At 68.1% G+C, this 16272-nt stretch carries 3 protein-coding genes; all 3 read right to left on the bottom strand.

The window, feature by feature from the left end:
- Nucleotides 1-37: 37 nt before the first annotated feature.
- A complete protein-coding gene (locus tag ACY3GB_RS02320) occupies nucleotides 38-12406 on the bottom strand; it encodes an SDR family NAD(P)-dependent oxidoreductase (protein WP_463087303.1) in 12369 nt (4122 codons plus the stop codon).
- Between the two features lie 67 nt (nucleotides 12407-12473).
- Entirely contained in the window at nucleotides 12474-13931 is a 1458-nt protein-coding gene (locus tag ACY3GB_RS02315) for a cytochrome P450 (RefSeq protein WP_463087302.1), read from the bottom strand.
- Nucleotides 13932-13949: 18 nt separating this feature from the next.
- A partial coding sequence (locus ACY3GB_RS02310; protein ID WP_463087301.1) for a beta-ketoacyl synthase N-terminal-like domain-containing protein occupies nucleotides 13950-16272 on the bottom strand: 2323 nt, incomplete at its 5' end.

Genomic DNA, 16272 nt, shown 5'->3' with positions numbered 1-16272 from the left:
AACGCGTCAGCCGGGCCAGAACGCCAGATTCCCGCGGTCAGACCGCGTCCAGCCGCGCCGCCAGCTCGCCCAGCCGCCGCTTCTCGTAAAACAGATCCGGCATCAGCCGGGTGCCGAACCGCTTGTTCACGCTGTCGGTCAGCTGCACCACCATGATGGAGTCCAGTCCCAGGTCCTGGACCTGGGCCGATTCGCCGACCTCCTGCTCCGAAAAGCCCAGCTTGTCCCGCAATTCCTGCCGGATGAAGGCCAGCATCCGCTCTCCGCGCCCCAGCTCTCCCCCGGCCTTCTCCTGCGCCGTTGCTTGGCGCTCCTCCATTTCAGGCTGCGGCCCCTCCGCGGAGGCTACCGCAGCCGGCTCGTCGTTTTCTTCCGCCGACAGCCAGCGGTGATCGCGCCGGATGCCTTCCCTTTCCAGTTGGCTCAGATACAAGCGAATCCTGTCCGCCTGAATGAGGACGCGCGCCTGATCGTCCAGCACCCGCAAGCCAAGCGACAGCTCGTCGCCGGCAAGCGCGATATCGGACAGGACCACCGAGTAGCCGTCCGCCGGCGGCCCGTCGCTGCGCAGCCCGTCGATATTGCGCACGATGGCCCGGCCGTTCGGCAGCCCCAGCTCGTCCAGCAACAGGATCAGCGCCTTGTCGATGGCCGTCGCCAGATGCGGCGGCAGCGCAAGCCCGGCCGCGCGGTGATTATGCAGATGCTTCGGCCGGCGTCCCGCCAGCAGCAGGCCGTCGCGGCCTATTCTCAGCGCGAGTTCGCCGTCGAGATAGGGCGTGAAGTCATAGCCGGCCTGGGTCAGCCGCCGCTCCGCCTCGCCGTCTGGCGACAAGCCGGCGCCAAGCAGTTGGAGGACCGCCTCCGGAAGCTGCGCGAAGCTTTCGCCGTCGCGGCGCGGGCGGACCAGCGCGAAGCCGAGGCCCGTCCATTCGCCGCCGTTCCGGCTCAGCTCGAATTCCAGCTCCAGCATGCCGTCTTCCACCTCATACATCCGGTATTCCAGCCCATTCACCGTCGACCAGTCGGCGACGTGGTGTTCGAAGGCGCAGGATACCGACAACGGCCGTCCGGACAGGCGTCCGGACAACTCCGGCAGCGCCAGCGCCGCGTCCGCGAAATGGAATACGCTGAAACGACGCCCGCCTCCGTCACGGTAGAGATAATCGAGCAAGCCCGCCTCGGCGAAACCGGCGCGGAACCGCGCTTCCGGCTCCAGCGTCGACACGCTTTCCTCCACCAGCGGATGCGGCCGGGCCCGGAATATCTGCGGATCGAGAATGGACGGTTCTTCCCCATCTTCCAGATACCAGCAGCGCGCCTTTTCAAAACGGTAGACCGGCAGGCTGACCGGCAGCGGCTTGTGCGCGTAAAGGCCGGACCAGTCCACCCAGTTGTCGCCATCCAGCCAACGGACCAGCATCGCCGCCAGCTCATCGCCTCCGACAACTTCCGGCAGCCGCGCGTCGCCGCTCTCCGGGAAGCGATAATGGATTTCGCAGTCTCCGCCGGCGCGATAGCCGCCCTCGATGCAGGCATCCAGCGCGTCCAGCAACGCCTCTCGGCTGCGGCAGCGGATCGCCAGGCGGTTGCGCAGATTGTTGCGCCCCGCCTGCAGGGTATGGGCGACGCGGGACAACGCCGCGTCGTCGCCGGACAGCCAGTCGCGGAAGGCCGTCAGGTTCTCCGCCAGCAAAGAAAGCTTGTGCACCGAGAACACGAAGACCAGCTTGTCGTCCGTGGCGGCCCCCGCGCTGTCTGACGGCTCCGGGAACTCCTCCACGATCATGTGGGCGTTCATGCCGCCGGCGGCGATGGAGGTGATGCCCGCGCGCCGGGGGAACACCTGCAACCGCCCATCCACCATCCGCTCGGGCCGCCGCCACTCGACCAGCCGCTGCGGCACCACGAACGGCGTGTCAGCGAAATCGATGTCGTGGTTGAGCTCGCCGGAGTGGATGGACGGCGCGATCTGGCCGTGCTTGAGCTGGAGCAGCACCTTGGTCAGCCCGGCGATGCCGGAGGCGGCCAGCAGGTGGCCGATATTAGACTTGATCGAGCCAAGGTGGCAGAACTGCTTGTCGTCGGTTTCCCGGCGGAAGGCGTTGGCGAGCCCCAGCACCTCGATGGGATCGCCCAATTTGGTGCCGGAGCCATGGCCTTCCACGTAGGAAATCGTGGCCGGATGCGCGTTGGCCTGTTCCAGCGCCTGGCGGATTGCCAGCGTTTGCAGCTCGGGATTCGGCACATTGAAGCCGTTGCGCTCGCCGGCGTTGGTGATCGCCGAGCCCTTGATCACGCCGTAGATGCGGTCGCGGTCGGCGATCGCCCGGTCCAGGCGCTTGAGCAGCACCGCGCCCACGCCCTCGCCTATCACCGTGCCGTCGGCTCCCACCCCATAGCTGTTGACCGAGGTGGAGGTGATCGAGGTGAAGTTGCCCTGCGAAGTATTCACCGTGGTGTACGGGTGATACATCAGGTTGAGCCCCCCGGCCAGCACCATCCGGGTTTCGTCGTGCTTGAGCATCTGGCAGGCGGTGTGGATGCAGGTGGACGACGACGAGCACATGGTGTCGATGAACAGGCTGGGGCCGGTCAGACCGTAGAAGTAGGAAACGGTCATCGGAATGGTGGCCATGCCGGAACCCGACGCCATCGCGCCGCGGAATACATTGCGCTCGAAACCGTAGTAGTGGTAGTCGTTGGCCATGGTGCCGACCAGCACGCCCACGTCGCCGCCATATCGGCTTTGCATGGTTTCGCGAGAGTAGCCGGCGTCCTCGAAGGCATGCACGGCGACCTGCAAGAACAACCTGACCTCCGGCGACATGTGGTCGGCGTAGACCTTGGGCATCTTGAAATAGCCGTAGTCGAACTTGTCGACGTCGGCGATGAAAGAGCCGTTGATGCAAGTGGTCTTGCCCAGCACCGAGCGGTTCTTGTAATAGATCCTGCCATGGTCCCAGCGCTCGGCCGGAAACTCGCCCATGCAGTCGACGCCGGCCGCCAGATTGCGCCACAACTGGTCGATATCGTCCGCGCCCGGGTAGTAGCCGCCCAGACCGATCACCGCGATATGGTTGCGCGAATCCTCATCCGACTCCGCGGCTGCGGGCGACCCAACCGGTGCGACGGATTCCGGCGCGGTCCACCGCGGATCTTCCGAAGCGGCCGCGGGAGATTCTTGCGCCCTCTTGCCGCCGAACATCGCCGCGAACGTCGCGCGGTGCTTCGCCGCGAAATGATCGGCCATGCGCGCGATATTGACATGCTCGAACAGCAAGGTCTTGGGCAAGGGCCCAAGATGCTCCTCCAGCGCCTGGGTGACGCCCACCGCCATGATGGAATCGAAACCGTAGGCCTCGAACTTCTCCTCCGGGTGGATCTTCTCCGAGGATATCTGCGCCACCTCGGCGACGATGCCGGCGATGAAGTCCGTAATCCGCCGCCGCAGTTCGCCCTCGTCGATGTCGACATTGGCCGCGTCGAGGTTCGGCGCCGGCGCGGCCGGCATCGAACCGGAAACGCCGGGCACGCCGATGGACGACAGCCGCGACGCCTCGCCGTAGACCACCCAGGCCTGGGCGCCTACCGAAGCCAAGGCGCTGTGCAGACACTCGACGCCGTCTCGCGACGGCAACGGCGCGATGCCGAAGCGGCGGCGCATCTGCTGCTCGATCACCTGCGGCAGCCGCATGCCGCCATCGCGCCACAGCGGCCAGTTGACGCTGAGCGAACGCCCCTTGCGCTTGCCGTCCGCGGCCAGAGCCTGGCGGCGATGCATGAAGGCATCCATGTAGGCGTTGGCGGCGGCGTAGTCCGCCTGCCCCAGATTGCCCATCGCCGACTGCGACGAGCAGCACAGCAGGAAATCCAGCGGCCTGTCGCCTATCGCCTGGTCCAGCGCCTCCACGCCGGCCACCTTGGCCGCCAGCACCTGCGCAAACTCGTCCGCACTCTTGTTGATCAGCATGCCGTCGCGGATCACGCCCGCTGCGTGGATCAGCCCGTGCAGCGCGCCATGCTCGGCGCGGATGCCGGCTACCCATTCGGCCGTCGCCCCGGCGTCCGCTACGTCCAGCGAATGGTAATCGACCCGAGCGCCGTTCGCCCGCAGCGCCGCGATGTCGCGCGTGGCTTGCGGTGACGGATGCTCCGATCGTCCCGCCAGGCAGAGAATCGGCGCGCGGCAGCTGTCGGCGATGTGCTTGGCGAGAATCATCCCCAACCCGCCCGCGCCGCCGGTGACCGCATAGACGCCGCCGTCGCGGAACCGCTGCGCCGCTTCGCGCGCGTCGCCGTCATCCAGTTCGCGCCATCGCCTGCCGTACAGGCTGCCGCTGGGGAAGACGCGCACCGCCTCCGGCCGGTGCCGGCGGCTCTGCTCGGCCATCGCGCCGAGCAGAGCCGCCTCGCCCATCGCCGGGTCCAGCGCCACCAGCCGCGCCTTCAACTCGCCGTTCTCCAGCATCGCGCTTTGCAGCATCCCGTCCAGCGCCATCATGCGCAGATCATCCGGCTCCTGGCCGACGAAAAGCTGCAGATAGCCGCTGCGCTGTTCCTTCAGCCGCTCGAACAGCGCCAGCGCGGCCGCGCGGTAGGCCGCCGCGCCGTTGTCTCCCGGCTCGCCGGGCAGCGCGTCCACGTTGTCGCCGAACGCCTGGCGCGCGCGGGATACCACGGCGGCAGGCAAGCCAAGCAACAACAGCCGCGGCCGCGCGGCCGCCGGCAAACTCTCGCCCGCATCATCCAGCGGCTGCCAGAACGGCGCGCGGATCAGGCTGGCCAACGCTTCGTCGGCGAGCGGCTCAACCAGCGCCTCAGCAGGCGCTACGCCCGCCAGCCTGCGCGAGCTGAAGCCCCGCAGCTCTGCCAGGCAAACGCCGGCTCCGTCGCAGATGCGCAGGTTGATCTTTTCCATCGTGCCGCCGGCGGCCGCTTCGCCGTATTCGGCGACGACGGTCAGCGGACCGTTTCGCCACGCGCCGGCCGGCTCCCCATGCAACCGAAGGCTCTCCAACGCGAAAGGCAGCGCCGGTCCGGAACCGCCCCTGCCGCCCACGCCCAGCGAGGAAGCGACATGCAGCGCGCTATCCAGCAACCCCGGCGGCAACAACGCGCCCTCTTGCTGCGGGTCCAGCGCCTCCGAGCTCAATTGGCCGATCGCCAGGCCGCCGCCGACGCGGATATGGCCGGCCGCGCGAAAGGTCGGGCCGTAGTGGACGTCCAACGCCTCAAAATCGCGGTATAGAGCCTCCGCGTCGCGCTCGTCCCCGCCACGTTTGGCCAGCGCCGGCAAATCGACAAGCGGCGCCGGCGCGTCGACGGCCGCCAACGCCGCATCGCCTTGCGCATGCACCCGCTCCTCCGCGCCGGCCGCGCTGAAAATCCGGAACGAAAGGCGATCCTCGCTTTTTTTCTCCAATTCGCAGAACAATTCGATTTCGGCGCCGCCGCCGACTGGAAAAACCAGCGGCCGCAGCCATGCCACATTGCTCAGCGCCACCCGGCCAGGCGGCAATTCGCTGGCCCGCACGGCCGCCTCGCGCGCTAGTTCCAGATAGGCCGCGCCGGGAAAGACCAGTTGGTCGCCGATGCGGTGGTCGGCCAGGAACGCTTCGCGGCCGGTGAAACGGCTGGCGAAACGCAGCCCGGCCAGCGTCGACGCGTTGCGGTGCAGCAGCGGATGCAGCCGCTCTCCGCCTACGGCAGTCGAAAGCCGGACGCTCTCGCGCGGCTCCGGCCAATGGCGCTCACGGGCGAACGGGTAGCCCGGCAGCGACAGCCGCGGCGGCGCGGCGCGGCTTCCAGCCTCGGAGAACAGCCGACGCCCATCGATGTCGTAGCCCTGGCGGTAAAAGTCTGCCAACGCCGCCAACGCCTCCCGCGCCTCGCCCTCTCCGGCGGCGCGGCTGTCGTCCAGCAACTGGTCGACATAGCGCGACAAGGTTTTCTGCGGCGCGAACCCGCGGTCCACTTCGCCAGTGAACAGATTGGGACGCCGCTCGCCGGCCAGATGCTGCCGCAGCGCATAGCAGGCTTCTTCCAGGTCCGCCGCGACCACCGCCAGACGATGGCGGAACGGATGGCGCCCTTCCAGCAGCGTGAGGCTGATCGACGGCAGCCATCCGTCGCCGTAAGCGCCCGACTCCAGCGCGTCCGCCAGTCTTTCCACGCGTTCGCGCAACGCTTCGGAGGTCTTGGCCGACAACGTCAGCAGGTAGCAGGACCGCCTGAACGGCGCGCAGTCTGGCTCGCGGCCATAGCTCTCCAGCACCGCGTGCGCGTTGGTGCCGCTCATGCCGAAGGCGCTGACCGCGCCGAGGCGTTCGCTAGCGCCTCTAGGCCAGGGCTTGTTGGACGTGTTGACGTAGAACGGGCTGTCCCTCCACTGGATGTAGTCGTTCCCGCGCTCGCAATTCAGGCTGGCCGGAATGGTTTCGTGGCGGAACGCCTGCAGCAGGCCGATCACGCTGACCAGCCCCGAAGCGGCGAAGGTGTGGCCGAAATTGGTCTTGGTCGAGGTCAGCGCGCAATGGCCGGGCCGGTTGCCGCGAAACGCATCGTTGAGCGCGTTGATTTCCACTGGGTCGCCCAGTTGGGTGCCGGTGCCATGGGTGACGATGTATTCGATGGACTCGGTCGCGATGCCCGCGCGCCGGTAGACGTCTGTCAGCAGGCGCTGTTGCGATGCCCCGCTGGGCGCGGTGATGCCGTTGGTCTTGCCGTCGTAGTTGACGCCGCTGCCGCGCAGCACGCCGTAGATGCGGTCGCCGTCGGCCTCGGCCCGCTCCAGCGGCTTGAGCACCACGCAGCACACAGCCTCGCCAGGCACCATGCCGTTGGCCCTGGCGTCGAAGGCGAAACATTTGCCGTCCGGCGACAGCATGCCGGCCTGGGTCATGCCGATGAAGGCGTCCGGCGAGAAGACCAGATTGACGCCGGCGGCGATCGCCATCTCGCACTCACCGTTGCGCAGACTGGACGCCGCCTGATGCAGCGCGACCAGCGCCGACGAGCAGGCGGTGTTGATCGCCATCGTCGGCCCGGTGAGATCGAGAAAATAAGCCAGCCTGGAGGCCAGGATGCCGTTATGGCCAGAGGTGAGGCTCTCCTCGCCGGCCAGGCGCTGGAAATCGCCCTCTTCCACGCCGACGAACATGCCGACCCGCTGCTCGGCCAGATGGCGCGGTCCGATGGCGGCGTCCTCCAGCGCGTTCCAGGCTTCCTGCAGCAGCAGCCGCTGCCGAGGGTCCATATTCCTCGCTTCCCGCGGCGAGATTTCGAAAAACAGCGGATCGAACTCGTCCACGCCGGGCACGCTGCCCATCCAGATGCAGCGGGTCTTGCCCGGGTCCTGCCGCGGGTCGCCGTAGTAGTCGCGCCAGTCGTACCGCTCCGGCGGAATCTCCCCAACCCGGTCCACGCCCTCGGCCAACGCCCGCCACATTTCGTCCGCGTCGCGCGCGCCGGAAACCCGGCAGCTGACGCCGATCACCGCGATGGCCCCGCGGTCCTGCCTTGTCTGCGCGGAAGCGGAAACCGCCGGCAGCGCCGGCGCCGGCGCGGGCGACGGCCGGCCGGCCGGCTTCGCCTCCGCCAGATAGCGCGCCTCTACCGCCGGACGATGACGCTCCAGCAAATGGGCGGCTATCCTGGCCAACGTGGAATGGCTGAAAAACAGTTCGGGCGTCAACGCGAGGCCGAAATGCCGGCTGAGCAGGACGGCGTACTCGGCCAGGCTGATGGAGTCGAAACCGAAGTCGGCCAGGTTGGCGTTTTCATCCAGCGCGTGCCGCTCCGCTTTCAGTGGCCGGCTGGCCAGATCGCGCAGATCCCACAATAAGGCCTGCTCCAGGCTCAAACCCTTGAGTTCCGGCCGTGCGCGCGCCAACTCACGCGACTCCGGCAGCTCGGCAGACGGCGCGCCATTCCGGCGCGCCGTCTGGTTGACCGAGGCCACCAGCCGCCGCAGCTTTTTCGGCTCCCCCGCCAATGCCAGTACTTGGCCGGCGTCGGAAGCGACGACGCGGTCCAGCAGCGCCAGCCCTTCGGCGCTCTCCAACATGCGGAGGCCGCTGGTCCGCAGATAAAGCTCTGTCGCGCCCCGGTCTCCCGCCGCCATGCCGCCCTCGCGCCACAAAGGCCAATTGATCGCCACCACGCGGGCCGCTCGGCCAGCCTGTGCATAGGCAGCGTAGGCCTGCAGAAAGCGGTTCGCGATCGCATAGCAGCAGGCGCCCATATCGCCCAACTGCGCGGAGCTGGAGCTGAAATGGCAGATCAGCCGCAGTGGCTGTTCCGCCAGCGCCCGGTCCAGCGCCTGCGCGGAATCGATCTTGGCCCGCAGCACCGCGTCGAACGCCTCCGGTGCGCTGTCGAACGCGCTGCCACCGGCCTGCAAGCCGGCGGCGTGGATCAAGCCGTCTATCGGTCCGCTTTGCGGCAGCACTTCGGCCAGCGCCGCCGCCAGCTGTCCCGCGTCGGCGCAATCTGCCCGCATGTGGAAAACCCGACACTTGTCATGGCGCAGCGACTCCAGCCGCGCCTGCTTGTCCGCGGTCAGCGGCGAGCGGCCGTTGAGAATCAGCGTCAGCGCGCCGGTCTCGCGGCTGCGCGCGCGTTCGGCCAGCGCCGCGGCCAGCAACAACCCCAGTCCGCCCAACCCGCCGGTGATCAATACGGTATCGAGCCGCTCCAGGGCCAACGGCGATGGCTGCGGCTCAAGCCCGACCGGCTCCAGCAGCGGCCTCAACGCGGCAGCGTCATGGTAGGCGCGGCTGCCGGCCGCCGCACCGCCAAGCTGGCGCAGCAAGCGGCGCAGCCAGCGGCCATCGTCGGCTTCTTCTTGCGGCAGGTCCATCGCCACCTCGACCGGGCAACCCGGCAGCACCGCGCCCAGCGAGCGCTCGACGCCGATCCAGGATTCCAGATGGCAACGCGCCAGCGCATCTTCCGCCCGCCCGGCCAACAACAGGCGATCCACTTTGGCCGCTCCGCCGACCGCCTTCAGCAAGGCCAGAATCGCCCCGCCATCCCGCAGCCAGCGCGCATCATCCATGCTCCACAGGTACAGCACCCGGCCGCCGCCAGTTTCGGACAGAATCCGGCGCAGGCCTTCCTCCAGCCGCGCCGGGTCGCCGGCGTTCACTTGATAGTGGCCATCGGCGTCCCGCCCGTGGCTTTCGCCCGCCGCGACGAAAACCAGCTCCGCCCGCGGGTTCAGTTCTGCCAGCGCCTCGGCCAGCGTTGTCCTCAACCCCTGATCGCCCAGCAGGCAGATCACCCGCGCCGGCGCGACGCCGGCCTCGGGCTCCCCGGCCTCCGCCCATCGCTCGGCGTAACAGACCACCGTCGACGCAGCGGCGCTCTCGCCGTCCGCTTCCGGCGTTTCCAGCCAGTAGCGCTGCCGGGCGAAGGGGTATGTGGGCAGTTCGATTTTCGCCGGCATAAGACCCGAACCGTACAGGCGGGACCAGTCTATTTCGGCCCCATCCTCGCCGCCGGCCAGCCACAGCGCCGCCAGCTGGCTCAGATCGCCTGCGGCCAAGGCCGCTTCGGCGGTGATCCGCGCTGCGCCGAAATCCTCGCTGTTTCCGCCATTGATGAAGGTTTGCAGCTGCCGCCGCAGCCCATCCAGACTTTCGGCCAGGAACGCCGCGCGCGCGGCCATCGCCTCGCGCCCGGTTTGCAGCGTGTACGCCACCGCTGCCAAATCCGGCGCATGCCGCCCCAAATGGTTCAGCAGGCGCTCGGCTTGTTCCCGCAAACGCTCTGGGTTGCGGGCGGACAACGGAACCAGCACCGCCCCCCCGCGGTGGACGGCGAATACGCGGCCTTCTCGGTACTCCTCCAGCACCGCGTGGGCATTGGCGCCGGAAAAACCGAAGGAGCTGACTCCGGCCCGGCGCGGCTCCGTCTGTTCCGGCCAGTCTGCGCCTTCGGTGTCGATCCGCAGCGGGGAATCCGCCAGCCGGATATGCGGGTTGCGCCGCTGGAAACCAGCCAGCGCCGGCAGCTTGCGGTGGCGGATCTGCAGCAGCGCCTTGAGCACGCCGGCGATGCCGGCCGCGCCCTCGGCATGGCCGATGTTGGCCTTCACCGAGCCGATGCCGCAGAAGCCCACATCGGCGGTATGGCGGGCGAAGGCGCGCTTCAGCGCGTTGATCTCGATAGGGTCGCCCAGCTTGGTGCCGGTGCCGTGGGCCTCGATATAACCCAGGCTGCGTGGATCAATGCCGGCGTTCTGCCAGGCCTGCGCGATCACGTTCTCCTCGCCGGCCACGCTGGGCGCGGTCAGCGACGGCGTGTAGCCGCCATGCAGCGCCGCCGATCCCTTGATTATCCCGTGGATGGGATCGCCGTCGGCCAGCGCCTTCGACAGCGGCTTCAGCAGCAACATCGCCACGCATTCTCCGGGCACGTAGCCGTCCGCCCGCTCGTCGAAAGTGTGGCAGCGCCCGGTTGGCGACAAAGCGCGGATCGCCGAGAAATAGCGGTAATGCCAGGACGACAGCAGCAGGTTGCTGCCGCCGACCAGAGCCATGCCGCATTCGCCGTTGCGCAGCGAAACGCAGGCCGCGTGCAGCGCCACCAGCGACGATGAGCAGGCGGTGTTGAACATCAGGCTCGGCCCCTTGAGGTCGAACCAGAAAGAAATTCGGTTGGCGGCGATAGCGCCGCTGCCGGTGGCGATGTAGGGGTCCATCGGCAGGCCAAGTTCGCTGATCTTGTCCAAGTACTCGTTGAAGCAGGAGCCGATGAAGACACCGGTGTCGCTGCCGCGCAGGCGCGGGATCGCGCCTGCGTGCTCGGCCGCCGAGTAAGCGCCTTGCAGCAGCAACCGCACCTGAGGGTCCATCCACTGCGCTTCGCGTCGCGACATGTTGAAGAAATCGGCGTCGAACTTGTCCACGTCACGGATAAAACTGCCCCACTTGGAATAAGTGCGGTCATGCGCGTCCGGATCGGGATCGAACCAGGGGCCGACCTCCCAGTGATCCGCCGGCACTTCCCTGATCAGCTCCCGTCCCTGCCAGATATTGAGCCAGAACTGCTCCAGATCGTCTGCCTCGCCGAAGCGGCCCTGCAGGCCGATGATGGCGATGTCGCGCTCCTCCCCGGCGTCCGCGCGCGCCCTTGACGGCGCGGCGGCCGGCGCGACAGGCGGAATGGCGGCGGCGTCGGGTTGCGCGATCTGTCCCGCCGCCAGCGAAGCGAACGCGGCGCCATGCTCCCGCTGCAGGAAATCCGCGAGTTCGGCGATGTTCGGATATTCGAAGAACAGCGTCGGCTCCAGCTCCATCTTCACTTCGCCGGCGATGCGCCGCGCCAACTCGACCAACTGCCCGGACTCCAGCCCCAGATCCATCAGATTCCGCAGGCGCTGCTTGCGGCCTATCCCCTCGGCGCCCAGCTCCCGCAACAGGGAAAACAGGTAATCCTCGATGCTGCGGCCGTCCGCGACCAGCGCCTCTCGCCGCAAGCGCTTCAGCATGCCGCCCTTGAGTTCGACGATCAGTTGGCCGTCGTCGGCGTACAGCTCGGCGTCGAACAGCACCAGTTCGCCGGAATTCTTCTCCAGCCGGACATGCAGCCAGCCCGACGCCGGCGCGGGCCAGCGGTGGAGGGTCAGCGATTTCACGCCGAATGGAATGAAGTTGCCGGCCAGCCGCTCATCCGCCAGCAACGGGATCAACGCCAGGAAGGCGCTGTTGAGCAGCAAGGGATGCAGGCCGTAGCGGCGATCTGCCGCCTCGGCCTCGCCCAACGCCACCCGGGCGAACGCCTCGCGGCCACTCGGCCGCCGACGCAGCGCCCGCAGCGTGCGGTAGCTGTCGCCGACGTGGATTTGCTCGCTGATCCGGTAAATGGCGTCCAGCGGCTCGACAGCCTCCATCCCCGCCATCAGCCGCTCCAGGTCCGCGCTCTCGGCGCGGGCGACGACGGCATGGAGCTCGCCGCCCGCCGCTTGCCGCCACGGCAGGGAAGCGGCATGACGGCAAACCGCCTCGAACGCCGCGCCGCCCGCCGCGCCGGCGCGCAACGCCACTTCCAGCGCCTGTCCCTCGTCCAGCGCGACGGGCTCGGCGAACAGCAGGTTTTTCAGGCGCAACGCCTCGCCTTCGGCCAGCTGGGCCCGACCATGCTCCAGCGCCAGGCTGGCATAGGTCAGACCCAGCAGGATGCGCCGCCGACTGAACTGGTGATCCCGCAAATAGGGCTCGTCGTAGCGATAGACAGCGGTCGGGGCCGGATTGCCGCTCCCCGGCGGCGGCTGGATCGCCCGCTCCTCATGGCCGAAACGCATGCCCGCCCGGATTTTCTCAAACTCCCTGGCGGCCTCTTCGACGCTGATCTCTTGCGCTTGTATCTTGCGGTGCAGAACCCTGATTTGACTATCCACTGTCTTCTTCACTCTCTGGCGCGCGCTTGGCGGGCGCTGTCCGAATCGATTTTCCCCTGGCCGCCGCTCAGCGGCCGGTCAGGTTCAGGAAGGCCTTGTTCGACGGCCTCAGGAACGGCAGGTAAGCCGGCGGCGGCATCTTGCCGGCCAGCTTGGGCGCGATGCCCTTGGGCCCCAGCTCGCGCGCCAGCATCGCGATGAACAGCGTGATCTCCAGCGCGGCGACATGGCGGCCGAGACAGGCGTGCGGACCGCCGCCGAATTGGCAGGTCTCCACCTGGCTCAACGCCCGGTCCACGCCCAGCCAGCGGTCCGGCAGCCAGCGGTCCGGCTCCGGGTAGCGCTCCGGATTGCGGGAAACGTGCAGCAGGCTGACGCCGACCATCGTGCCGGCCGGCACCTTGCGCCCCATCATGTCGAACTCGGTGTGCGTCTTGCGCATTTCGAACGGCGCCGGCGGATAGAGCCGCATGGTCTCGCGGAAGATCGCCTCCGCCAGCGGCGTCTGGCGGGACAGCTCATCCTGAGTGTGCGGCAGGCGGTCCAGCGCCACCACCTCCTCGCAAAGCCGCTGCCAGACATCCGGATGCTGCGACAGCATCAGCGCCGACCACGCCATCACCGCGGCCGTGGTTTCGGAGCCGGCGAAGCCCAGCCCCAGGATGTTGTGGACCAGCTCCACTTCGGACATGCCGTTGCCGTCGTCGTCGCGGCCGAACACCATCGCGCCGACCATGCTGTCTCGATCGCTGCGCGCCCGCGCGTCGGCGACGATGCGGCCCACCTTCTCCTCCAGCCAGCCGCGCGCCTTGCGGCAGCGCCAGGCGGGGAAGCCCGGCAGGTCGACTTTCAACGGGATCATCCCGAGGAAGAACTCCTCATACTGGCGGCGCCACTGCGACAGCTCGCTGGTTTCTATGCCCATGATGCGGAACACCACTTCCAACGCGATGTCCTTGGTTTCCGGGAAGATCGCCAGCTTGTCCTTGCCGGCCCAGTTGTTCAGCCGCTTGGCGATGGTCTCCTCGATGAACTGGCCCACCTGGGCGCGGGTCAGCCCCTTGGGCGAGAAAGCGTCCATGCTCGCGCGACGCGCGTTGCGGTGGCGGGGACCGTCGAAGGCGTTCATCGCCTCGCCGGTGATCACCGGCATCTGTTCGCGCAGAAAGGAATTGTCGGTGTACTTGTTCTGCAGGATGGCCAGGCCCTCCTCGTCCAAGATCTGCAGCACCGGCAGCTTGGAACCGAAATAGGTCCAGAACATCGGACCGCAGGCCGCCTCCGCCTTGCGCAGCTCGCTCAGCGCGTCCTGTCCTATCTTGTGCACGTGACCCAATAGCGGAATCCGGCCCGGCATCACGGGAAAGCCGTCCTTCATCGCCAATCCGGCGGCGACCGGACGAGCCGTTTTCAACGGCCTGCCGTCTCGCGCCGCATCCGCTTTTTCCTCCGGCGCGGACGCCACGCCCAGCGTCGCCTCCTCGCGGCCTTCCGCCATCGCGGCCGTATCTTGCTTGTGGTTCATCGTGTTCCCCATGAGTCGTCAGATGGTGGTGATCAGCCGTTCGAACTGCTCCGCGTCCAGCTCCCCGCTGACAATGCGGCGATACAGCAGGCTTTCGAACGATGGTTGCGGTATCGAGGCGTCCGCCGCCGGCGCGGCGCGCTCGAACGCGTATCCCGGCAATGGAATCCGGTTGCCGCCCGCCGGATGCAGCATCGCGGCGTCAAACTCCGCCCCCAGGCAATAGGCGGCGGCGATATCCGCCGGCGAGCCCGGCGAAGCGTCGGCGCCGCCCGGCTCCACGCCGTCGGCAGCGGAAATCCAGCATCCGTCGGGCAAAGCCCCGTCGGACAACAGCGCGGACAGCCGCTCGCGGGCTTCATCCAGGCTGGCGGCGGCGACCGCGGCGCGATGGCCCAGCCGCCGGTCGCGCAGGGCCAGGCTGTAGGCCAGGTCCGTCAGGCTCAGATCGGGATGGCCGGCGACAAAGGCCTGCAGGCGTTCCAAATAAGCCCGCAGGCTCTTGCGGCTGGCCGCGGCGAAGAGCAGCACTTGCTCGCCGCCGTCGCTTTGGCGGCGTGGCGGCGGGGCCGGAGCCTCTTCCACCACCAGGCTGGCGTAACTGCCGCCGGCGCCGAAGGAGTTGATCAGGCAGCGGCGCGGCTGTTCGCCGCCGGAGCCGTCCGGCAGCGCCGGCCACGGCGATGCCCGCTCCTGCAGCCGGAAGGCGCTGCCATCCAGCTTGATGTGCGGATTGAGCGGCTGGGCATTGATCGACGGCGCCAGCTCCCCATGCCGCAGTTGCAACAGAACCTTGGTCAGCTGCGAGATGCCGGATGCCGCCTCCAGATGGCCGATGTTCGACTTGACGGTCCCCAGCGCGCAGCTTGCCGGCGCGATGCCGCCGAACGCCTTCTTCAGCGCGGCCACTTCGATCGGGTCACCCAGTTCGGAACCGTTGGCCGCCGCCTCGACGCAGTTGATCTGCTCCGGCCGCAAGCCCGCGCGGCGAATGGACTCGGATATCAGCCGCGCCTGCTGCCCGATATCCGGCGCCGAGTACCGCTGCCTGCCGCCGCCATGATTGGCGCCGGAGCTCTTGATCACGCCGAGAATGCGGTCGCCGTCGGCCAGGGCCGCGGCCAGCGGCTTCAGCAGCGCCATGCCGGCGCCTTCGCCCGGGATCATGCCGTCGCCCTGGCCGAAGCCCCGGCTCAGCTCGCCGCTGCCCAGATAGTTGGCCAGCTGCAGGGTCCGGTATTTGGACGGATCCAGAATCAGGTTGACGCCGCCGGCCAAGGCCATCGCGCAATCGTTCTGCGACAGGCTCTGGCAGGCCAGATGGATAGCCGTCATCGAGCTGGAGCAGGCGGAGTTCACCGCCAGGCTCGGGCCCTTGAGGTCGAAGTAATGGGAAATGCGGTTCGGAATCTGCCAATCAGTGACATTGGACTTGATCGCCGCCCGCTCCAGGCTGCTCTCAGCCCATGGCGACTGGTGGTACATCGAGCCGACGAACACGCCTACGCCGGCCGGATCGCGCCGTTGCAGCCCGGCGATGGCGTCGCGGCTGTAGCCGGCATCCTCGAAAGCTCGCCAGCTCACCTCCAGCATCTGCCGCAGTTCGGGAGAAAGATTGCCCGCCTCCTCGTCCGTCAGGCCGAACAGCGCATGATCGAAGCCATCCACCTCGTTCAGGAAACCACCGTAGCGTTTTTCCGCCGCCCACGGCTCCGCGCCGGTCAACGATCCGGCCCAGCGCCGCGCCGGCGCTTCGCCGACGCAGTTGCCGCCGGCGCGCAGCGCATCCCACAAGATATCCAGCTCATCCGCCATCGGGTAGCGGCCGCCCAGGCCGATGATCGCGATGTCCTGCCCGCCGCCGCTCACCGTCTGGGCCGCCCGCTCCGGAAGCCGGGCATCCAGGACGGTGGTTTCCGCGGCAGAAATCGCGGCGAGGCGAGGCTTGCGGGCGGAAACGACGGGCGCGAAGGCGGGCTCGGACCGACGAGTGTCCGCGCCGCCGAGATGCTTGCGCAAGGCATCGCCGCGCTCCGCCGCCAGGTAGCCTGCCAGCTGGTCCATCGTGTTGTATTCGAACAGGATGGTACGCGACAACTCGCCGGCGGCCTGCTCCAGTGACTGGATCAGGCTGATCTGCAGAATGGAGTCGATGCCGTAGCGGTCGAAGCCGACATCGCCGCGCAGCCTTTCGACCGGGATGTTCACCAGCCTGGACAAGGCATCCGCCAACAACCGGCGGCATTGCGATTCCAAGCCTCCATCGGCCTGTCCATCTGCCGGAACGGGCCGCGCGACAGGCGGGGCAAGCTCGGCGACAACGGTCTTGGGCGCCCCGCGC

The organism is Chromobacterium sp. Ag138 (assembly GCF_055181315.1).
The sequence above is the reverse complement of the archived record's forward strand: the minus strand, read 5'-3'. Positions and strand labels throughout refer to the sequence as shown.